Genomic DNA, 21,719 nt, shown 5'->3' with positions numbered 1-21,719 from the left:
ACGGATTAAGGAACTGTTGAGTAGCAATAAAGTTACTCAACTAAAGGGCCATTTTGTGGAATAACACTTAATAAGAAAATTAGATATTTCTGTTAAAGAATATAGAGAATATTATGAAGAAACGTACTTAAGCTAAGTGGCAGGTTAGTTGAAGAAGGAATTTCTCTAAACTTGGAAGAATTTATATTCAAAAATATGTTAAGGAGCTTGTGAATTATATGGAATCCATTAGCAAAAGCGAAGTGAAGCTACGAGATATCACAGAGGAAGATCTTCCTATCTTTTTCGAACAACAACTAGATTCAACGGCGAACTATATGGCTGCCTTTACAGCTAAAGATCCCACTGATAAGGACGCATTTTTTGACCATTGGAAAAAAATTATCGCTGACGAGACTATCACAATTAAGACTATATTATTCAATGGCATTGTCACTGGACACGTCTCGAACTTTGAACAGTTCTGCGAACCCGAAGTAAGCTACTGGATTGGGAAGGAATACTGGGGTCATGGTATTGCAACTAAAGCGTTGTCAGAGTTTCTGGAGTATATTAAGGTACGCCCGCTCTATGCTCGTGCCGCTAAAGATAACCTCGCCTCCATTAGGGTATTGGAAAAATGCAGGTTTAAAATCTTCTCTGAAGATAAGGGTTTTTCCAACGCAAGAGGCAAGGATGTTGAAGAATTTATTTTGAAGCTCGAATCTTATGATAGGTAATTTAATACCGTAATACTATTGGAGCGGTTCTTGACTAAGAAACCTTCTGTTGTTTAACCAACGGGTGCTTTTCTTCAATAAGGTTTGAATAATGATCTTTAGTAATCGGACGCGATTGTTGAGCAAACACAGATAGAAAAATGATTAAACTTTTTATAAAAAATTATTCACTAGCAACAAATAACCCAAGCATTTTGATCAAACTTTTTTCAAAATGTTTGGGTTTCTTCTGTTGAAAAATCAATTTTTGTAGCATGCTTTTAATCAAACTTTATTACAAACCAACAGTATTCACGGCAAGCTTATGGGTTAATAATTAATCCACGGCAAAGATATGCTTCCTTTAGCGGCAACTTTATGGGTAAAGTCACAAAAAGAACCATAACTTTGCCAGGTTGGCGAGGTTATGGTTCTAAAATTAGAATGTATTTAATTCTTCGGTTCTTTCAATTCCATTCTCAATGCATCTTGTGTGTGTTATCCCCTAACGATCACAATTTTATCTAAAATAAACAATAACAAAATCACTTCTACACAAGTATTTATAAGTAGAAAAATAGAAAGAATACCGTTTTTTTCATTTTGTGGTTTTATAAAATGCTTAAGTTGAGGACGGTACCCTTGAAACAGAAACTGAGGGAATAGTTATTGATAATAAGCAGCTAGATAATATAGTTGCTCTTAATGATTAAATAATATGTATTTAAATCTTCATATATTTTGTGTTTTTATCCATATCTATTGTAAGATTATATAGAGTTCTCCTAATAAGCTGTTATAATGGCTTTTTTTAGGGATTTAATATTTATAAATCTTAAATTATTTTTTGGAGATAACTTTTTATCCAACTAAGTTATATTGAAGTAGAGGTGAACCATCGGTGAAGCAGGTGTTAGTAATTAAGAATGAACGGTCTTTTGCAAAGAAAATAGTAAGCGGTCTAACGCAAGAGGGCTATTTCATTTTAAAACTTCACAATGAAAACCAAGGTTTAAATATAGTATATGAACAAGATTGGGATATTATCATATTGGATTGGGATTCATTAAGTATATCGGGACCAGAAATTTGCAGACAAATACGACTTGTTAAAACGACACCGATAATTATTGTGACCGACAATATTTCTAGCAAGGATTGTATAGCAGGGCTACAAGCAGGAGCAGATGATTATATTAGAAAACCATTTGTGAAAGAAGAATTAGTAGCGAGGGTTCAAGCTATTTTAAGGAGAAGTGACTGTATCCAGCAAAATGAGACAAACTTTTTTCAGTTTAAAGATCTCTTTGTTGATGCATCTAGCAATATTGTGAAAAAAGGTGGTAAAAATCTCACGCTTACTAAGCGCGAATACGATTTACTTGTATTTTTAATCAAGAATAAAAACACAATATTGAGCCGTGAAATGCTTTTGAACCAGGTTTGGGGATATAACGTAGTAGTCAATCCAAATGTAGTGGATTTATATATTGGGTATGTAAGAAAAAAATTAAAGTGCGAGAAGAGAGATAGATATATTCAAACGATACATGGCAGGGGCTATTCAATGGTTGAATGATAAAAATAAGATAATAAAATAGTTTCTGTGAAATATTAAAAGACGGAAACTATAAAAAGAAGATTGCTATCAGATAGTGGAATATGAAAAAATTAGCTATTAATGGGCCCTTTTTTGCAGTAGAAATCATGGTTTATAAGGTGCTAATCTATCAGTTAGTACGTGTGGGGGATGGATCTGGTGGAGACTGTATCTAATTTGTTTTTAATTTTGTTAACTCACACCATTCACAAGATTTTCACAGAATTAATGACTATACTTATTTACAGGATGTTCAAATGAAAATGATTATCAATAGCAATTTAGATGCATAAAAGTTACTATCTAATTTAATCTATGGACTTTATCATTTTCGAACTAAATTACATAATAAGGAGTATACGTATGAAAAAAACTATGCTTTTAAAATTAGTAAGTATTCTAGCAATTTTCACTTTAATGTTAGTAGCTTGCTCAGATTCAAGTAAGGAAACTTCGAAAGCTAATAAAGGTGATAGTAGTGATAAGCCAAAAACGGTTGAAATCACTGATGCACATGGAACTGTTAAAGTCCCTGTAAATCCAAAAAATGTAGTTGCTTTAGATAATAGAACTTTTGAAACTTTAGCTGATTGGGGAATTAAATTAGCGGCTGCTCCAAAGGATGTAATGCCTGCAGATTCAGCATATGTAAAGGATAGTAAAGTTCAAAATATTGGAAATCACCGCGAACCAAATCTTGAAATTATTGCAGCGGCAAACCCTGAACTTGTAATCGTTGGTCAAAGATTTGCTGGCCATTACGAAGAAATCAAAAAATTAGTGCCAAATGCGGCTGTTATTGATCTTAATGTTGATGTTTCTGAGAAAGCTACTAAGCCTGGAGAAAACTTAGTAAAAGGACTTAAAGATTCTACAATTTCTCTAGGAAAAATCTTTGATAAAGATAAAGAAGCTAAAAAATTAGTAGCTGATTTTGATAAATCTATTGAAAATGTAAAATCTGCTTATAATGGAAAAGATAAAGTTATGAGTGTTATCGTTACTGGTGGGAATATTGGTTTTGCTGCTCCTCACTCTGGTCGCGTTTGGGGACCAATGTATGAGATTTTCGGTTGGACTCCAGCACTAGAAGTGTCTAATTCTACTGCAGGTCATAAAGGTGATGACGTTTCTGTTGAAGCTATTGCACAAACAAATCCTGATTGGCTTTTCGTATTAGATCGTGATGCTGCAACATCTGATGCTGCTACTTCAGCTCCTGCTCAAGATGTTATTTCTAAATCACCTGCTCTTCAAAACACAACTGCTGTTTCTAAAAAACAAATTGTTTATGCACCAGCAGATACTTACACAAATGAATCAATTGAGACTTATATAGAGTTATTTGGAAATATCGCAAAAACTTTAGCTAAGTAGTGTAAAGGAGTACGAAACAGTGTCAAAAAATATGATTTCTAGGGTTGAGAATATTTCTCAACCCCAGTTTTATAATCACAATAAAATATGGACAAAACCTTTTATAATAGCGATTATAGTTGTTATAATTTTAGGGATTATATCACTGTTTACTGGAGTTTATGATATACGTGGACAAGAGGACGGAATGGAGATGTTTTTCATAACTCGTGTTCCGAGAACAGTTGCATTAATGCTTACTGGAGCTGCAATGGCGATGGCAGGGCTCGTAATGCAACTAATTACACAGAATCGTTTTGTTGAACCTACTACAACGGGGACTATTGAATGGTCAGGCTTAGGCCTGCTTTTTGTATATTTATTATTTCCTGCCCCGACGTTAGTTCAAAGAATGACTGGTGCAATCATTTTTTCTTTTATAGGAACTATGATTTTCTTTCTATTTTTAAGAAGAGTTAAACTTCGTTCGTCTTTAATTGTCCCGATTATTGGATTGATGCTTGGAGCAGTTATTTCTGCAGTGTCTACTTTTTTGGGACTCCTTTTTCAAATGACGCAAAGTATTGAAACTTGGTTCGTAGGTTCATTTGCTACCGTTCAGGTGGGAAGATATGAATATTTATGGCTGATTGTTATCGTTACTTTGCTTATTTTTATGTATGCTAATAGATTGACTTTAGCTGGACTAGGAGAAGATGTCGCAACAAGCCTTGGAGTTAATTACAATAGAATTGTTCTTTTTGGGACTGGCCTTATCTCTGTTGCAGTTGGAATTGTTGCAGCTGTTATTGGAAACTTACCTTTCTTGGGATTAATTGTTCCAAACATTGTTTCAATGTTTAGGGGAGATGATCTTAGGAGTAATTTACCTTGGGTATGTGTAATCGGAATGGGGACAATAACTGCCTGTGACATCATTTCTCGAACAATTATAAAGCCTTTTGAAGTACCTGTTTCTTTAATACTTGCAACAGTGGGAGCAGTCGTATTTATTACTATTTTATTGAGAAAAAGAAAACCAAGGAGGCTGCGATGATCACATTAGACTATAGAAATAAAGAAAATGTCGAAATCGATTCTAGCCTTCATAATGAAAGTAGATCAGCTAGCGCTTTTCGTTCTAAGAAGGAGGCAAGACGTTATTGGATTGTACTGATAACATTAATCGCTTTAGGTCTCCTTTCTTCATATGGACTTTTAGTTTATAACAATCCAGTTCCGATAGATTCACCTTCTTTTATCCCAGTTGTTAAGAGAAGGATAATAGCCATTGTTGCGATGATTATTGCTGCAGTTTGCCATAGCTTGTCGACAGTTGCTTTCCAATCTATTACGAACAATAAGATTATTACTCCTTCGCTTTTAGGTTTCGAATCACTTTATTCAGCAATTCATACGAGTACAATATTCTTCTTTGGTGCTAGTGCATTAATAAACTTTAATGGAATTGGATCGTTTGTATTCCAAGTTGTTGTTATGGTCTTCATGAGTTTGATACTTTATGGATGGTTACTTTCCGGTAAATACGGGAATTTACAACTTATGCTTTTAGTTGGAATTATTATTGGTACCGGACTAAATTCTGTGTCAACTTTTATGAGAAAGCTACTTGCGCCTTCAGAGTTTGATATTTTACAAGCGAAATTATTTGGTTCTGTTAATCACGCAGATCCTGCATATTTTCCTATTGTAATTCCTATGATCATAATTGTAGCAGTATTAATTTTTGCTCATTCTAAGAATTTGAATGTTTTGTCACTAGGAAAGGATGTTGCTACTTCTTTTGGAGTTAAATATCAACCTAGTGTAATTTATACGCTTGTATTAGTTGCTATTTTGATGTCCATTTCAACAGCTCTAATTGGGCCACTTACTTTCTACGGCTTTTTAGTAGCAACTTTGAGTTATCAGGCGGCGTCAACTTATGATCATAGATATATTTTTCCAATGGCTTTTGCAATAGGATTTTTGATAATGACGAGTGCATATTTTTTAATGTATCATGTATTCCATGCTCAAGGTGTAGTTTCAGTTATTATTGAATTATTTGGTGGAATAATATTCTTAACTATAGTTTTAAGGAAGAGGGCTTTATGATAAAAATTGATAATGTTAAAAAGTTCTATACTGATAAGGTGAAAATAGGACCTTTGGATATTGAAATACCAAAAGCGGGCTTTACTTCTTTAATTGGACCAAATGGCGCTGGAAAGTCAACGACACTATTGATGATTGGAAGACTTTTAGATATGGATGAAGGCCAAATTCAGGTAGCAAATATGGATGTTTCTGAATCCAAATCAAAAGACTTAGCAAAAGTTTTGACTATATTGCGACAAGAGAATCATTTTGTAACTAGGCTTACTGTTAGACAATTAGTTGGATTTGGGCGCTTTCCTTATTCAAAGGGAAGATTAACTAAAGAGGATGAAGCTATTATTTCTAAATATATCGATTTTCTAGATTTAACTAATTTAGAGAATAGATATTTAGATGAGCTTTCTGGTGGTCAAAGACAAAGGGCATATGTAGCGATGGTATTGTGCCAAGAGACTGAATATGTACTTTTGGACGAGCCTCTGAACAACCTTGATGTTGCTCGTTCTGTTCAAATGATGGAGCATTTGAGACGTGCGGCTAATGAATTTGGAAGAACAATTTTGACTGTTATGCATGACATAAATTTTGCGGCTAAATATTCTGATAAAATTTGTGCTATGAAAGATGGACAAATAGCTGCTTTTGGAACAGTAGAAGAGGTTATGGACCCAAAAATTTTGACAGATATTTTTGAAACAAAAATAGAAATTATCAATGGTCCTTATGGGCCAATAGCTGTTTATTAGTTACAAAATGTAAAAAATGAGTATGTCAAAAAAATACTGTAGCTTGTGTAAATCATGCCAGCTACTCTAGTTGAAGTTGCTGTCTGTATTTTATAGGCAGCAGCTTTTTTTAATGCGGTTGCCCATGATAACTCTTAATATTTCTGGCTGCTCGTAACAGTCCTGCATGTATTTCATTACTTCCGGTCCTGCGATGCTTCCAACAATAAACTTGTAAATTACTCATGAAATGCAAAGGAACGATTCGTATTTTCAAGTATTTACCAAACGAAAAATTTATCTCTGTATAACTTTTTATAAGAATTCAGTTTGTTTTTTTTGTATGTAATATTGCATATAAGAGTGTATTGATAAAAGTGTAAGGGGTCACTATAATGAGGGCATAAAGATAAATCACATTTTTGTAGCAATAAAAAAGGAGGAAATAATATGGAAATCGCAATGGCAGTTTTGAAATTTGTAGGTGGCGTAATCCCGTTAATTCAAGAACTTTTGAAAGCATTTATGTAGGTTTATTAGTTAGCTATCATTTATCAATCATTATCATATCTTACTAAAAAAAGAACGGGGTGATTTTTCTGAATATTAAGAAAAACACTAAAAGAAGAAAGTTCCTTGCGTGTTTATTAGTTAGTCTATGCACTATTAATTATTCATCTATTTCCTTCGCAGAAACACAAGTAGGTAATGCAACTGATGTAACCAAAAATGCTAGTGGCATTGATACTGGTATAGCAAATCTTAAATATAATAATCAAGAGGTTTTAGCTGTAAATGGTGATAAGGTAGAGAGTTTTGTTCCGAAAGAAAGTATCAATTCAAATGGTAAATTTGTAGTAGTGGAACGCGAGAAAAAATCACTTACAACTTCACCAGTCGATATTTCGATTATTGATTCTGTGGTGAATCGTACGTATCCAGGAGCGGTACAACTTGCAAATAAAGCTTTTGCAGACAATCAACCTAGTTTATTAGTGGCTAAGAGAAAGCCTTTGAATATTAGTATAGACTTACCTGGCATGAGAAAAGAAAATACAATTACTGTCCAAAATCCGACATATGGTAATGTGGCTGGAGCAGTAGATGATTTAGTATCTACTTGGAATGAAAAGTATTCTAAAACACATACGTTACCTGCAAGAATGCAGTATACAGAATCTATGGTTTATAGTAAATCACAAATCGCAAGTGCCCTTAACGTTAACGCTAAATATCTTGATAACAGTCTAAACATTGATTTTAATGCGGTTGCAAATGGAGAGAAAAAAGTGATGGTAGCGGCATATAAGCAAATATTTTATACCGTAAGTGCTGAACTACCTAACAATCCATCCGATCTTTTTGATAATAGTGTTACTTTTGGTGAGTTAACTCGTAAAGGTGTAAGTAATTCGGCTCCACCTGTTATGGTCTCAAATGTAGCTTATGGTAGAACTGTTTATGTAAAATTAGAAACAACATCTAAGAGCAAAGATGTACAAGCTGCTTTTAAAGCCTTACTTAAGAATAACAGCGTCGAAACGAATGGACAGTACAAAGATATTTTTGAAGAAAGTACCTTTACTGCTGTAGTATTAGGCGGAGATGCGAAAGAGCATAACAAGGTTGTTACTAAAGATTTCAATGAAATCCGAAATATCATTAAAGATAATGCTGAATTAAGTCTTAAAAATCCAGCATACCCAATTTCATATACAAGTACTTTTTTAAAAGATAATGCAACTGCTGCTGTTCATAACAATACAGATTATATCGAGACGACAACTACAGAATATTCAAGTGCTAAAATGACACTGGATCATTACGGTGCTTACGTTGCGCAATTTGATGTATCTTGGGATGAATTCACATTTGATCAAAATGGTAAAGAAGTACTAACACATAAAACATGGGATGGTAGCGGCAAAGACAAAACGGCTCATTACTCTACAGTTATCCCTCTTCCACCAAATTCAAAAAATATAAAAATCGTAGCAAGAGAATGTACTGGTCTTGCATGGGAATGGTGGAGAACAATTATTAATGAACAAAATGTTCCATTAACAAATGAAATAAAAGTTTCAATTGGAGGAACAACATTATACCCAACTGCTAGTATTAGTCATTAGGTATAAAAAGGCGCCCTGTAAGCAGGGCGCTTTTTTACTTAGTCACAAATTTTACTCTTTCCAAAACTGTTCCAATAGAATGACAAGCATGGTACCCACAAGTAATCCATTACTTAAAACATATTGTAAGGAAGAAGGAATTCCGCTAAATGCACTTTCTGGAAGAAACATTATTCCCAAACTGATTAATAATGAAATTCCTAATATTGTTAATCGGCGTTGATTTAATTCTTCACGTAAAATGGATTGAAATGAAATGCCTATTACTTGGACAAATGTTGCTAAAAGTGCGGCATTAGCAATAGGACCTGGTAGTAAGGATATAAAGTTTACAATTGAAGGAATAAAAGAAATTCCTGCTAATATAAGACTTGCTATAAGGAACGACTTCATTTTTCTTTGTCCTGTTAGTTGAATAAATCCTGCTGATGCAGGTAATGGTACAATTCCAATTGTAGAAAACAACGACGAGATAATATGCGATATACCTCCGGCCCACACGCCGCGGTTCAGTATTTGCTTTTCATTTTCTTTAGATAACGGAGCCACTTGTTTTACAGCCGAAATAGCAGCGATTGTATTTGCAACTAAAAGAAATGTAAATAAAGTTGCAGTTAGAGCCATTCCAATATCGAACCTAGGCATGCCCCAAGCGAATATCTCTGGTAACTTAACTAACGGTGTGTGTGAAGGCAGATGAGATGATTTTCCTAATACAGCATACAAAAGCCAACCACATGAAATTCCAAGTAACACAGCGTAACTTTTCATCCATCCTTTCCCTTTAATTGATAAGAAAGTAATAAGGGCAAAAACAAAGAGCGCAATAGTAGCCGTTGTATAATCAGGATGAGTTACAGCTCCTTGTAATCCCATCATTCCTTTTAGTAACACACCACTAAGCTGAAGAGATAATATTAAAAGAAAAGTTCCTGTAACTAAAGGGGTAAATAAACGCAAGGTTCGATGTACAAGCCCTGTTATACCAAGCGTGAAGAGTAATATACCTGCAATAATTAATCCGCCTTCTAAAAGTTGTAATACATCCTTTGCACTTTGTCCCTGATGCATAGCGACTTGTCCCAATATGACAAATATACTTACCCATGAACCGGCTGGCCCATCCGCTATGGGATATCGATGCCCAAACCATGCTTGTATAAATGAACTTACTCCTACAACTAAAAAAGTTCGTTGCATTAATGTTGAGATATCTTCTATTGATAAATGGAATATGCCACCGATAATGATAGGCAATGCAATTGCATTTGCTAATAAAAACACAAACCACTGTAGAATACTAAAGCTCGTATCGACGTATTTTTTATTCATATTATTCTCCCTTGTATAAAAAGAATCTCATAGTAAAAATCCATCCTTTCTACACAGCTAGATTAAAAAGGATGGATTTTGTAAATCTATAAAATTACTTTAATTATATAGATAGATTTTTAATTAATCACCATGTACGGAACGGTAAGAATTTCCCGTTAAGTGTAATCACGATACGAGGGTCGCCACCTTTTGGATCTTCTTGTGTGTCCACACCTAGATTGAAGTTAATTGCACTCATTACACCTTCGCCAGCTTTTTCTAGAATTAATTCTCTAAGAGTTGGTGCGTATTGTAACATCATTTCATATAATCGATATAAGATTGGGTCAGTAGGAGGCATTTGCATTACTTGACCTCTAAGTGGAACTACTGTTAATGCTTGAACTACTTCTTCATCTAATTCTAATAGTTTACCGATTTTTTCTGCTTCTGGACGTGTCATTGTAGCTTGTCCTAATAACGCTGTTACAACCCAAGTCTCAGAGTTTTCACTTACTTTTGAAATTTCTTCCCATGTTAAACCTTTTGCAATTTTTGCTTCCATAATTTTTTGCGTAGCTTCTTGTCTATTCATATCTAATAACTTCCCTTCATTTAAGTAATAATTAATTTTTCATACCATTTAATGCTTTATATCCATCAACTATTAAATCTAATTTACCTGTGTGAGGATCAATAACTAAACCATGTACAGGAACATCTTTTGGAATAAGTGGATGATTTCTTACTAAATCAACATTAGCTTGAGTTGAACCGTTGACATCATCGAATCCAAATAACCATTTTTCAAGGTCAACACCAGCATATTCAATCGCTGATAAAATTTCTGGTGAAGCTACTCCACGATCTAATATTTTTTGAAGTGTTCCTTTTGGATTAGTTTGGCTCGCACCACATCTTTGGTGTCCGATAAGGAAGATTTCATCTGCATTTAGATCATATACTGATGCGACAACACTTTGCATAACACTATCGAAAGCAGAAGCAATTTTACCACCTGCATTTCTGATAACTTTTGCATCACCATCGTGTATATCTAAAGCTTTTGGAAGTAGCTCAATTAAACGAGCGTCCATGCAAGAAACAACAACCATACGTTTTTTAGGCAGTTTTGTCGCTTCACGAGGAGCGTATTCTTTATTTTCTACAAATTGTTCATTGAACGATAAAATCTCTTGTAATAACATATTTGTAACCTCCTTTAAATCTAGATGTATTTTTTTGTTGCGTCCTCTGTGTTATAAGTAAATATAACTGATAAACAATGTGATGTAAGAGGATAAACTAAGTATAGTGAATTGTATCGACAAGCAGAATAAGTTGGCGAAACACTTTCTGGCTTTCTACTTTCACGATGAAAGGATTGGTTTATATCATTGATCAAACAGATTTTGAGATACTGAAATTATTAGGAGAAAACTCAAGAATACAATGGAAAGAACTTGGTCAAAAAATACATATGACAGGGCAGGCTGTAGGAAATCGAATTCGAAGATTAGAGGATTTAGGGATTATTGAACAATATACAATCGCAATAAACCGAATCAAATTAGGACAAGTAGTGACTGCATTTGTTACTTTATTCGTAACAACAGCTAATCATCAAGAGTTTATGAATTTCTTTCAAAAAGAAGAAGGGATTTCTGAAGTAGACCGTATAAGTGGTGAGGGATGTTATTTATTAAAAACACATTTTGCTTCTAATGAAGAATTGGATAACTTTCTGGGGCGACTATTAAAGTATGGGAATTATCGTGTTAACTTATCAATAGGAAAGTTAAAATAAGATTTCTTTTTTTGAGGTTATAGTAACATTATTTGCTAAACCTTATTTGTGTAGAGATAATAAAATTTTTATCTTAAATAGTCGGAGCCTTACTACAATTTATGTGTAGTAAGGCTTTTTAAAGCTGTTAAAAAAATGAGAGATATTATATTCAATAATCGTGCTGAATTGTTGAGGGGGATATAAGACAATTTTTTTCAAGGGAATCATAAATGATTTTTCTTTAAAAAAATCCTGCAGCTCAGTACAGGATTTGTAATCAAACGTTTTTAAAAGCTAAATTGTGGTTTTATATCACCTTTATAAGGCTCATGTTCAACGAATATAGTTATGTCTTTACCCGCTTGGTCTTTACCAGTTCTTTTATACGTAAATTTCTTATTATTCAGTTCAGTAAGTTCAAGAGCCGCACCATATTTATTATTTCCAATTGAAACATGAGCTCTTATTTTATTTTCATGTACAACATCGAAGTAGCCATAATCACCGCGGCTTTGACCTGTTTCGCTATTGAAGAACTCGTATTTATTAGACTTGTCATCAAATTTTGCTAGACTTATAAAATTCGAATTAAACTGCGTTACATCATTACCGGCTTCATCTAATACCTTTGTTCCATGCCAAAGGGTTCCGCCTAAAATTTTATCTCCATCCACGTTTTTAACGATATCACCTGTAGTAGAGTTTAGCTGCTTATCCGGATCCGTGAAAGAAAGCTCTTTTTCTTTATATGGAACATGTTCAACGAAAACTTCTACATCTTTACCGTTAGCATCTTTCCCCATTCTTTTATAGGTAAATACATTTTTATTTAGCTTTTTCATGTCAACAACAGCTTGATACTTCATTGATTCTGAAATTAATATTCTTTTCTTCCCATCATTTGTGACAAAGAAAGTTCCTTTATCGCCACGGCTTGCACCAGTCTTAGCATCAAAAAATTCATATCTTCCTGACTTCGCATCATATTTTGCAAGACCAATGAAGTTTGCATTTTCTTTCGTTAAGTCATTTTTATCTTTGTCATACACTCTTGTACCTTGCCAATTTGTCTCGCTAAGAATATTAGCCATTTTTTTCCCTTTAGTTAACTTATTTTCCTTTTTAGTATCTTTCGCAGCTTGTTCTTGTTTTTGTTTACTATGATTTTCTTCAGCTTTCGTGCCAGCGCAACCTGTTAATGCTAATGTGAATCCTAGCAGTATGGATGATAGTACTTTTGTTTTTTTATTCATTTTTATCGTCTCCTTATTGTATGATTTTAGTTAGTACGGTTTGCGATTATAGTAGCAGTTCGTCCTTTTAAATTTTTGTTATATGAAAAGATTCAGGTGGGAGCAACGAACTTAGTTACTACGTTTATCATGTTAATCCCCGAGTATAAACTCCCTCTAAATAAATCATTAAAAAAAGATAAACTAATTCCTAAAAAATTTTCATATTTATAAAAAACAATCGCTGGCTTACTGGATGGCCCTTTCGAACGCTTATCAATTTTTTTCTGATACCTACGAGTAATCGAAAAATACATAGTAAAGGAAGAAGGAAAGCTGTTAACAGTAATGTAATTCTTAATAAAGTTAATCGAGTGTATTGTAAAAGTTTTTAAGATGAATTGTAGGGGGAATGATGATCTTATAGAAGGTGATTCCTATAGGAAGGGGATGTCCATGTTTGATTCAACAGATTTTAAAATTATAAAGTTACTACAAGAAAACGCTAGAATGAACTGGAAGGAAATTGGAGAGATAGTACATTTGACTGGCCAGGCTGTTGGGAAACGAATTAATAAATTAGAAGAGGCGGGTGTCATTCAAAAATATACGATAGATATCGACAGGGCTAAGTTAGAAGGGTCTATTATGACGTTTGTTACACTATTTCTGCATGCACCACATTATCATAATCAAATTCAAACTTTTTTTGAAAAAACGGACTTAATTACTGAAATGTATCGTATAAGTGGCGATGGATGTTATATCATGATTCTTCACACATCTTCGCACCAGCAATTAGAAGAGACTCTTGCAGATGTTTTACATTATGGTGATTATCGTATAAATACTGTCATTAAGACAATCGAAAAAAAGAAAGAATAAGAGATTTATTCTTTCTTTTTTTATATGGAACTGTAATTCTTTATTTGCTCTTGTTTATAAAACAGTTTGCCGACATGATTTTCGCATAAATATCACCAAACTCTAACGAACTCATGAACGATTGATGAGCGTGTACTGCGGGGATCAGATTTCCTTGAAATTCTAAATCTCTTGTTGTACAAGCATCTTCAATTACAACACATTGAAATCCTAAATCACTGGCAGCACGTACTGTTGCATCAATACATACATGAGTCATCATACCGCAAATGACTAGTTGATCTATTTTTTCTTTCTTTAATGTTTCAAATAAATTGGTTCTTAAAAAACTGTTAGGGTGATGTTTTTGTATGACTCTTTCGTTAGCAATTGGCTGTACATCATCATGAATTTGAGCACCTACTGTTTCAGGTAAGAAGAAAGTAGCTCCTTCATTGTTCGCAATATGTTGTACGTGAATAACTGTTTTATGTTTTTCACGAAATACTTTCAAGACTTCTTTCGCTTTTTGTGCGGCTTTTTCAGGTTGATGTAATTCCATATTGCCGCCTTCAAAGTAATCATTTTGTATGTCGACTAATAGTAACGCTTCGTTCATCATTAATCCCCCCACAATTATTTATACAGCAAGTTATTTGTACTGTACCGTTATTATATAAATTGCAACTATGTGGAAGTAATAACGTCATGAAAAGATTTTGACGTATATGGTTTCATTGTGAAAAAGCTAAAGGATGCAAAGAAAAGATGGGGACAATTTGTTTGTGGTTTTTTGATTTAGAAACAGAAAGTGGATGGGGAAGTAGATATTAACTTAATGATGCATCTAAGCAAACGTACTATTAGATGCATCATTAAGTAACAAAGGAGCTGGGTATTTTCATGCGTTGTTATCTGTGTTTAGTGATAGCTTTTGTTGCTCTTTTAATTTTTCAGGAGTCACGTCATTTCCTAAAGGATCTAATATTTTTAATCCTGTAACAGTGGTGTTGATTTGACCGCGAATAATTTGAAGATACTTCTCGCGTAATTCTGTGCGCTCATTTAATTCTGTTTTTGTTAAACCTTCTTCTTTTTGTTTTTTAGCTAATTCATTAATTCGATTTAAAACTTCAAGCATTGTTTTCTCCGCCTTTCTTTTTTGTATTATTCGATTAGATTGTAGTTTTGCATTATGATTATGGTTGCTACCATCATAGTTTCGTTAATAGTGTTTATCGTACTTTTATTCCTAAAGTACGATAAACACTGTGATTAAAACTCGCCATTCCAAGACGTTACTTCATCTACAGTTAATCGTACTGTTGGGAATCCTGGCTCTTTTGCTTTGCCTAATGCAATCATTAAGACATCAGTTAAGTTTTCTGGAACGTTAAATGCTTTGCGGAATTCTTCAACGTTATAGCCAAGCATTGGGACTGTATCGTATCCTCTCGCTTTTGCAGCAAGCATAAATTGCATAGCTAGCAAACCACCGTCAAGCATTTGCCATTCTCTTTTTCCTTGTTCGCTTACAGGTGCATAAAACTCACGAATACTGTTGTTCAGTCTGTTTTTAATTTCTTCTGTCATGAATCCAGCAGTTACTGCACGTTCATTCACTTTATTGATATGTTCGAATTCATGGGCATTATTTTCGCTTAAAATTACGATCATAGCGGATGCTTCTAGCACTTGTGGTTGATTTAAAGCAACTGGATGAAGTTTCTCTTTTAAGTCTTGATCTGTAATTACCATGAAACGCCATGGGTTTAAGTTGGAACTACTTGGTGCTAGCATTGCTTCTTCTAAAAGTTCTTTAATTTCTTCATCAGAGATTGTAACTGAAGGATCATAAGAGCGAACGGAACGGCGCTCACGAATCACATCATAAAAATTTGCAGTACGATTTTCTTTTTTCATTTTAAAATACCTCCACTAATTTAATGCTCTGTTATAAGTTGCTTACATGCATCATTATGGTATAGTACAGATATTATGAAAAGTACGCACTTTTCCGTGATATAGACACCATCTCGTGACATAGGCACGAGAAAGTGCCTATCAAAATACAGAAGGAATTCAATATGAAAAAAGAGTATAACAATAGAATTGAAGTCGTTTTGGATGTGATCGGAGGTAAGTGGAAATCCCACATTTTATATCATTTAACAAGCGGACCGACAAGAACGGGTGAGTTAAAACGATTGGTAACTGGTATTACACAAAAAATGCTTACTGAGCAATTGAAAGAGCTTGAAAAAGATGGGCTTGTGTCTAGAAAAGTATATAATCAAGTACCACCGAAAGTTGAGTATTCTCTTACAGAACAGGGAGAATCATTAAAAAAGGGTTTGAAGGTGCTTTGCGATTGGGGAAGCGATTATATTAAGCATAAATATCCGAATGGTGAAGTAATCGTGAAAGAGGACGATCATATATGATTTAACATTTCTGTAAGTATAATTTTGCTATAATGAATAAGTACTTACACGAAGGGGAGCTAAAAGAGAAAATGAAGTCATTTAATATCGATCATTATATAGCTAGCGTTTTACAGTGGATATTAAATATAGCATTAATCATATTATCCATTGTTTTATCGATTTTTTTAATTAACGAAACAATTACTTTTATTCAATACATATTTTCAGCGAAGAAGTATACATCTTATAAATTAGTTGAGAGTATCATCGTCTATTTCCTATACTTCGAGTTCATCGCATTAATTATTAAGTATTTTAAGTCGAATTATCATTTTCCGTTACGTTATTTTATTTATATCGGAATTACGGCGTTAATTCGTTTAATTATTGTGTCTCATGAGGAACCAATGGAGACGTTATTATATGCGGGATCCATTCTTGTTTTAGTTATTGCTTTATACATATCGAATATGAGAGATTTGAGAAAAGAGTAGTGCAGACATAAGTTTGCACTACTTTTTGTACCTTGACCTTCAAGTTACTTGAAGGTTTACAATGTAATTAGGGCGTTTGAAATCGAAAAAAATTGAGAAATTAAGTGAAGAGGTTATTTTACTTGGAGGTTATAGAAATGAGTCAGGAATTGAAATTACGTCCTTTAGAACGGGAAGACTTAAAGTTTGTACACGAACTTAATAATAACGCGCATATTATGTCGTATTGGTTTGAAGAGCCTTATGAAGCATTTGTGGAGCTGCAGGATTTATACGATAAACATATACATGATCAAAGTGAACGCCGTTTTATCCTGGAGAAAGATAATGAGATGGTTGGATTAGTCGAATTAGTAGAAATCGATTATATTCATCGAAGAACTGAATTCCAAATTATTATTGATCCGAATTATCAAGGACATGGTTATGCAGCGGAAGCGACGCGTTTAGCGATGGATTACGCTTTTTCTGTATTAAATATGCATAAACTTTATTTAGTTGTTGATAAAGAGAATGAAAAGGCTGTACATGTTTATAAAAAGGTTGGATTTATCGTGGAGGGTGAGTTACAAGACGAGTTTTTCGTGGATGGTAACTATCATAATGCGATAAGAATGTGTATGTTCCAGAAGCAATATTTTGAAAATAAGTAGTTGAATTATTTGGAAGTAATCTTGACGCTTCATAAAACCGTATGCTAAAATCCCTTTTAAGTATTAAGGAAGGTGCAGAACATGCTTTATATAAAATTTGTAAAACTCATTAGAAAACTTTGCTCCGCACAAATGTATACGGTGAAGCGTTGTACGGAGCTTAATCAAGGGGTATAAATCCCCGATATTCATCGGCTGAATAACTTTTCTAAAAAAGTATAGTTTATCTATGCTTATTTGGTTTTGGTTTTTAGCTGATGTATAAAATAGATTAAGGGGCCATAGACAATGCTTTGTCTATGGCCCTTTGTGTATATTATTCCGATGAGTTTTTACAATAAATTGGAGTAGTATAGGAAAAAACCACGAAGCAGAGGGCTAGTGTCGAATGACGCTATCTCTCTGCTTTTTTTAATTTCAGGAAAAGAGGAATACGAATGAGTTTACTTAAAGTTGAAAGTTTATCACTTAGTTTTATAGATAAAGCCTTATATGAAAATGCTTCTTTTGATTTGCATAAAGGAGAACATATGGGGATTGTTGGACAGAATGGTGCGGGGAAAAGTACGTTAATGAAAATATTGATTGAAGAAATAATTCCTGATAAGGGAGACATAAAGTGGCAGCCTAATATTCAAATTGGGCATCTTGATCAATATGCAGAAATTGATGGAATTTATACCATTTCACAATATTTAAAGAGAGCTTTTCATGATTTGTTTGAAATGGAAGATAGAATGAACAAATTGTATGAAGAAAGTGCTATGACAGGTGATCCTGACAAATTGTTAAAAGCGGCCGCATATCAAGAACAACTTGAGGCTCGTGATTTTTATTCGGTAGATAGCACAATTAATAAAATTGCAGCTGGCTTAGGTATTGATGCTATTGGCATGAATCGTATAATCGCTGAACTAAGCGGGGGACAACGTGCAAAAGTAATTTTAGCGAAGCTTTTATTAGAAGAGCCTAATATTTTATTACTAGATGAACCGACGAACTTCCTTGATAAAGAGCATGTGGAGTGGCTTGCTAATTATTTAATGAATTTTGAAGGGGCTTTTATTGTAGTGTCACATGATTTTGATTTTCTGGAAAAAGTGACTTCTTGCATCTGTGATGTAGAGTTTGGAACGGTGAAGAAGTATTACGGAAAATACTCAGATTTTGTAAGACAAAAGGAGCATTTGCGAAAAGATTATATTCGCCAATATCATGCACAACAAAAGAAAATTGAAAAAACGGAAGAGTATATTCGTAGAAATATTGCTGGAGTGAATTCCAAAATAGCGCAAGGACGTAGAAAGCAGTTGCAACGTATGGAAAGAATTGCGCCACCAAGTTTTACTTATAAACCGTCTATTCATTTTCGGGAACTTCCTATTTCAGTTCAAACAGTTCTTGAGGTAAATAACCTTGAAGTTGGTTATGACTTTGCTCTCTTACCAAAATTGAATTTCTCAGTAATGGGTGGGCAAAAACTTGTTATTACAGGGTTCAATGGAGTAGGGAAATCTACTTTATTAAAAACAATCGTTGGCACTATTGCTAGTATTTCTGGAGAATTTCACTTCTCAGAGCAAATAAAGATTGGATATTATGAACAAGATTTAAATTGGAGCAATGATTCTTTAACGCCGCTTCAAATTACTTCAGAACAGTTTCCTAAACTGAATATGAAGGAAATACGTCATCATTTAGCTGCGTGTTGTGTGAAGGATACTCATGTTTCGCAAGAAATTCATACGTTAAGTGGTGGTGAACAATCGAAGGTGAAACTGTGCGGATTATTATTATCACCGTGTAATTTTTTAATCTTAGATGAGCCGACGAATCATTTAGATGCAGAAGCGAAGGAATCTTTGCAAAAGGCATTAATTCAGTTTAAGGGTAGCATCATACTCGTATCTCACGAAGCACGTCTGTATCATGATTGGGCAGATAGTATTTTCAACATAGAGAGCGGTTTAATTGAGGAGAGTAAAAAAGATGATAAATGATAATGATTGGAAAGTGAAAATAATAATGTTTTTGACCGCTCAAACGATTTCGTTGTTCGGTTCATCTCTCGTACAGTATGCGATCATATGGTATATCACCCTTACAACATCATCAGGAGTGATGTTGACCATTTCAACTGTTTGCGGTTTTCTACCACAAATTGCGATATCTTTATTTGCTGGTGTGTGGATTGATCGTTATGACCGTAAAAAGATGATTATGTTATCGGATGGGATTATAGCGATTGCTACGTTAGTTTTGGCAATTTTATTTTTAACAGGATATAAAAGTATTTGGATGTTTTTTATAGTATTACTCATTCGCTCAGCTGGTACAGGGGTACAAACACCGGCTGTGAATGCGTTAATCCCACAAATTGTTCCGAAAGATTATCTTATGAAAGTAAATGGGATAAATAGCAGTATTACATCTATAATTATGTTTCTTTCTCCAGCAGTAAGTGCTGCAATTCTTTCTATTGCCAGCATTGAAACGACATTTTTTATTGATGTTATTACGGCTATAATCGGAATTAGTATTATGTTTATCATTCAATTTGAAGGACATGTGAATGTAGAGAGTAAGCAAAAATCTAATCTACAAGGTATAAAAGAAGGATTTGTTTATTTAAAAGAAAATGTATTTATTAAAAGGCTACTCGTTTTATTAATCATTATCATGATTTTAATAAGTCCAGCTGCCTTTTTAACACCTTTAATGGTAACTAGTTCCTTCGGAGCAGAAATGTGGAGACTTACTGCTAGTGAGATGACCTTTAGTGCTGGTGCAGCAGCTGGTGGCGTACTGATTGCAGCGTGGGGTGGCTTTCGTAACCGCATGCAGACAACTGCACTAGCTTGTGCATTGTATGGGCTGCTTATGGTTGGACTCGGGAGTGCACCAATATTTATTATGTATTTAACATTTAATTTTTTAATTGGTATAACAATGCCCTGCTTTAATACACCAGTTAACGTGCTATTGCAGGAGAAAGTAGAGCCTTCTATGCACGGGCGGATGTTTAGCCTTGTACAAATTGCAAATTCATGTGCTTTGCCTTTGGGGATGATTATATTTGGTCCTTTGGCTGATGCGTTTAGTGTAGAAATTTTGTTAATTTATGCGGGGATATTCGTACTATTGTGCGCAATTTATGTTGTATTAAGTAGGAGATTTGAAGTGTAAATATTTATGATTTAAAAGGTTTGTGAGGCAATTTAAGATGCTTCGTAGAACTTTTTTACTTCACACAAGTCAACAATTATTTATCGTTAAACAATAAAAAAATGTTGACTTGTAATGTAGTTGAATTTATTATGATGGTAGTAAGAATAGTGAAAAGGAATACAGAAAATTAATTATGAAATTGAAGGGGAATATATTATGAAAAACAAATATTTATTAGCGGCTAGTCCGATGTTTTTAGGAGTGTTATGTATAATTATGTTTAATATAATTGGTTCGGAAGTGAAGCCGGATGGAACTTTAGTGGAACCATTTTTCTTAATTCCATTAGCCTATTTATTTGTTTTTACTGGAATTATTGCGATTTTGTTCATGGCTATTTTCTCGATGCTTCAAAAAAAGAAAGCATGCTAAAGTGAAAAGACCGTATATTTACGGTCTTTTCGCTTTAGTATGGAGTAGGAAGCGGGGATCCTGGTGGTCTCCACCAAGATTCAACGGTTTTCCAAGCGGTGTTATAATCGTAACCTCTTCCAAGTAAGTAGCCGATAGCGACAGCTTCGGTTAATGCGTGTTGATAGCCGAGATGAGCAGCTTCACGTAATCCGTGAGAAACAGCAGGACCAATTATAGCGATTGTTTGGTGTTTTAGTGGATTTTGGGGATGCCAATGTTGATCTCGATAATAGTTATCTTGAGTAAAAGGCTGTTGTTCGTAGAAACTCATATTCTCACTCCTTTTCATATATTTGTGGGCATTTATATACTCTATGAAGGTGTTTGATGTATGGGTTGGGCTAAAAACATGTTTTATGTAAATTTAAAACACTTGCATTGTATGTGAACATAACATATAAAAGGAATTCATTCTGTATAAAAAGTGAGCTGAATAATGATGAACCATCATTTTTACACTGGAAGACAAGTAGGTCCGGCTATTACACTGGCCGGGGCACAGGGGACAATTCAGGCAGTGCATCAGGCTATTCAGATGCAACAACAAGCACAGGTAGAGCAAATGATGCAGAGTCAGCATATACCGTATACACAGCCTCCGATGCAAATCGTACATTATAATGTGTATCCAGCTGGTTTATTTTCAATTCCGTATGGTGCAACATACTTTTTATGA

The 21,719-nt window shown here is 34.1% G+C and carries 24 protein-coding genes; 16 read left to right on the top strand and 8 right to left on the bottom strand.

Annotation, left to right across the window (positions count from 1 at the left end; genetic code table 11):
• Positions 1–218: 218 nt before the first annotated feature.
• From DN408_RS05345 to alo, 7 genes are all read left to right on the top strand, one after another.
• Positions 219–719 carry a GNAT family N-acetyltransferase gene (locus DN408_RS05345; RefSeq protein ID WP_147739985.1) on the top strand — a complete coding sequence of 167 codons (501 nt, stop codon included), beginning with the start codon at positions 219–221 and terminating at the stop codon, positions 717–719.
• Positions 720–1,599: 880 nt separating this feature from the next.
• The gene (locus tag DN408_RS05340; RefSeq protein WP_003192297.1) at positions 1,600–2,277 is read left to right on the top strand and encodes a response regulator transcription factor; all 678 of its coding nucleotides are present in this window, start codon (positions 1,600–1,602) and stop codon (positions 2,275–2,277) included.
• A gap of 384 nt (positions 2,278–2,661) precedes the next feature.
• Positions 2,662–3,675: a siderophore ABC transporter substrate-binding protein gene (locus tag DN408_RS05335; RefSeq protein ID WP_002139176.1), complete on the top strand. Its 1,014-nt coding sequence runs from the start codon at positions 2,662–2,664 to the stop codon at positions 3,673–3,675.
• 19 nt (positions 3,676–3,694) lie between these two features.
• The gene (locus tag DN408_RS05330; protein WP_002166486.1) at positions 3,695–4,711 is read left to right on the top strand and encodes an ABC transporter permease; all 1,017 of its coding nucleotides are present in this window, start codon (positions 3,695–3,697) and stop codon (positions 4,709–4,711) included.
• A complete protein-coding gene (locus DN408_RS05325; protein WP_002089519.1) occupies positions 4,708–5,772 on the top strand; it encodes an iron chelate uptake ABC transporter family permease subunit in 1,065 nt (354 codons plus the stop codon). The genes DN408_RS05330 and DN408_RS05325 overlap by 4 nt, the downstream gene beginning before the upstream one ends.
• On the top strand, positions 5,769–6,521 hold the full coding sequence (locus DN408_RS05320) for an iron ABC transporter ATP-binding protein (protein ID WP_002120667.1): 753 nt from the start codon (positions 5,769–5,771) through the stop codon (positions 6,519–6,521). Before DN408_RS05325 ends, DN408_RS05320 begins: the two co-directional genes overlap by 4 nt.
• A gap of 569 nt (positions 6,522–7,090) precedes the next feature.
• A complete protein-coding gene (gene alo / locus DN408_RS05315; protein WP_002167407.1) occupies positions 7,091–8,629 on the top strand; it encodes an anthrolysin O/cereolysin O family cholesterol-dependent cytolysin Alo in 1,539 nt (512 codons plus the stop codon).
• Positions 8,630–8,680: 51 nt separating this feature from the next.
• Here the strand turns inward: alo and DN408_RS05310 are convergent, their stop codons facing one another.
• The 3 genes from DN408_RS05310 to DN408_RS05300 all read right to left on the bottom strand — a co-directional run bounded on the left by DN408_RS05310 (position 8,681) and on the right by DN408_RS05300 (position 11,151).
• Positions 8,681–9,961 carry a purine/pyrimidine permease gene (locus tag DN408_RS05310; RefSeq protein WP_147739984.1) on the bottom strand — a complete coding sequence of 427 codons (1,281 nt, stop codon included), beginning with the start codon at positions 9,959–9,961 and terminating at the stop codon, positions 8,681–8,683.
• A 127-nt stretch (positions 9,962–10,088) separates the two neighbouring features.
• Complete coding sequence (cynS, locus tag DN408_RS05305) at positions 10,089–10,538, bottom strand: cyanase (RefSeq protein ID WP_001081567.1); 450 nt, start codon at positions 10,536–10,538, stop codon at positions 10,089–10,091.
• Positions 10,539–10,569: 31 nt separating this feature from the next.
• Positions 10,570–11,151: a beta-class carbonic anhydrase gene (locus DN408_RS05300; RefSeq protein WP_002129867.1), complete on the bottom strand. Its 582-nt coding sequence runs from the start codon at positions 11,149–11,151 to the stop codon at positions 10,570–10,572.
• A gap of 167 nt (positions 11,152–11,318) precedes the next feature.
• Here DN408_RS05300 and DN408_RS05295 point away from each other — a divergent pair, with 167 nt between their 5' ends.
• Positions 11,319–11,750, top strand: coding sequence for an Lrp/AsnC family transcriptional regulator (locus tag DN408_RS05295; RefSeq protein WP_002016035.1), 432 nt, complete (start codon positions 11,319–11,321; stop codon positions 11,748–11,750).
• Positions 11,751–12,019: 269 nt separating this feature from the next.
• Here the strand turns inward: DN408_RS05295 and DN408_RS05290 are convergent, their stop codons facing one another.
• Complete coding sequence (locus DN408_RS05290; RefSeq protein ID WP_147739983.1) at positions 12,020–12,985, bottom strand: DUF4822 domain-containing protein; 966 nt, start codon at positions 12,983–12,985, stop codon at positions 12,020–12,022.
• Positions 12,986–13,414: 429 nt separating this feature from the next.
• Between DN408_RS05290 and DN408_RS05285 the strand changes: the two genes are divergently transcribed.
• Positions 13,415–13,849, top strand: coding sequence for an Lrp/AsnC family transcriptional regulator (locus tag DN408_RS05285; protein WP_002099310.1), 435 nt, complete (start codon positions 13,415–13,417; stop codon positions 13,847–13,849).
• Positions 13,850–13,889: 40 nt separating this feature from the next.
• On the opposite strand, the gene DN408_RS05280 is transcribed toward DN408_RS05285, so the two are convergent.
• The 3 genes from DN408_RS05280 to DN408_RS05270 all read right to left on the bottom strand — a co-directional run bounded on the left by DN408_RS05280 (position 13,890) and on the right by DN408_RS05270 (position 15,751).
• Positions 13,890–14,447 carry a cysteine hydrolase family protein gene (locus DN408_RS05280; RefSeq protein WP_033713130.1) on the bottom strand — a complete coding sequence of 186 codons (558 nt, stop codon included), beginning with the start codon at positions 14,445–14,447 and terminating at the stop codon, positions 13,890–13,892.
• A 282-nt stretch (positions 14,448–14,729) separates the two neighbouring features.
• Positions 14,730–14,969, bottom strand: coding sequence for a DUF896 domain-containing protein (locus tag DN408_RS05275; protein WP_002129863.1), 240 nt, complete (start codon positions 14,967–14,969; stop codon positions 14,730–14,732).
• 134 nt (positions 14,970–15,103) lie between these two features.
• Complete coding sequence (locus DN408_RS05270; RefSeq protein ID WP_078175875.1) at positions 15,104–15,751, bottom strand: nitroreductase family protein; 648 nt, start codon at positions 15,749–15,751, stop codon at positions 15,104–15,106.
• Between the two features lie 164 nt (positions 15,752–15,915).
• Here DN408_RS05270 and DN408_RS05265 point away from each other — a divergent pair, with 164 nt between their 5' ends.
• From DN408_RS05265 to DN408_RS05240, 6 genes are all read left to right on the top strand, one after another.
• Complete coding sequence (locus DN408_RS05265; protein WP_016121030.1) at positions 15,916–16,272, top strand: winged helix-turn-helix transcriptional regulator; 357 nt, start codon at positions 15,916–15,918, stop codon at positions 16,270–16,272.
• Between the two features lie 71 nt (positions 16,273–16,343).
• Positions 16,344–16,748, top strand: coding sequence for a phosphate-starvation-inducible protein PsiE (gene psiE, locus DN408_RS05260; protein WP_002129862.1), 405 nt, complete (start codon positions 16,344–16,346; stop codon positions 16,746–16,748).
• Positions 16,749–16,885: 137 nt separating this feature from the next.
• Positions 16,886–17,401, top strand: a complete 516-nt coding sequence (gene speG / locus DN408_RS05255) for a spermidine N1-acetyltransferase (RefSeq protein WP_016096564.1) — start codon at positions 16,886–16,888, stop codon at positions 17,399–17,401.
• A 437-nt stretch (positions 17,402–17,838) separates the two neighbouring features.
• Positions 17,839–19,401 carry an ABC-F family ATP-binding cassette domain-containing protein gene (locus tag DN408_RS05250; RefSeq protein WP_147739982.1) on the top strand — a complete coding sequence of 521 codons (1,563 nt, stop codon included), beginning with the start codon at positions 17,839–17,841 and terminating at the stop codon, positions 19,399–19,401.
• Complete coding sequence (locus DN408_RS05245; RefSeq protein WP_078177989.1) at positions 19,394–20,587, top strand: MFS transporter; 1,194 nt, start codon at positions 19,394–19,396, stop codon at positions 20,585–20,587. Before DN408_RS05250 ends, DN408_RS05245 begins: the two co-directional genes overlap by 8 nt.
• A 198-nt stretch (positions 20,588–20,785) precedes the next feature.
• The gene (locus DN408_RS05240) at positions 20,786–21,001 is read left to right on the top strand and encodes a DUF3955 domain-containing protein (RefSeq protein ID WP_078175877.1); all 216 of its coding nucleotides are present in this window, start codon (positions 20,786–20,788) and stop codon (positions 20,999–21,001) included.
• Positions 21,002–21,035: 34 nt separating this feature from the next.
• On the opposite strand, the gene DN408_RS05235 is transcribed toward DN408_RS05240, so the two are convergent.
• A complete protein-coding gene (locus DN408_RS05235; protein ID WP_002144954.1) occupies positions 21,036–21,314 on the bottom strand; it encodes a hypothetical protein in 279 nt (92 codons plus the stop codon).
• 165 nt (positions 21,315–21,479) lie between these two features.
• On the opposite strand from DN408_RS05235, the gene DN408_RS05230 reads away from it, so the two are divergent.
• Positions 21,480–21,719, top strand: coding sequence for a DUF3947 family protein (locus DN408_RS05230; protein WP_078175878.1), 240 nt, complete (start codon positions 21,480–21,482; stop codon positions 21,717–21,719).

The sequence above is a fragment of the Bacillus sp. AR13-1 genome (assembly GCF_008042285.1).
GTDB classification, from domain to species: Bacteria; Bacillota; Bacilli; order Bacillales; family Bacillaceae_G; genus Bacillus_A; species Bacillus_A mycoides.
The sequence above is the reverse complement of the archived record's forward strand: the minus strand, read 5'-3'. Positions and strand labels throughout refer to the sequence as shown.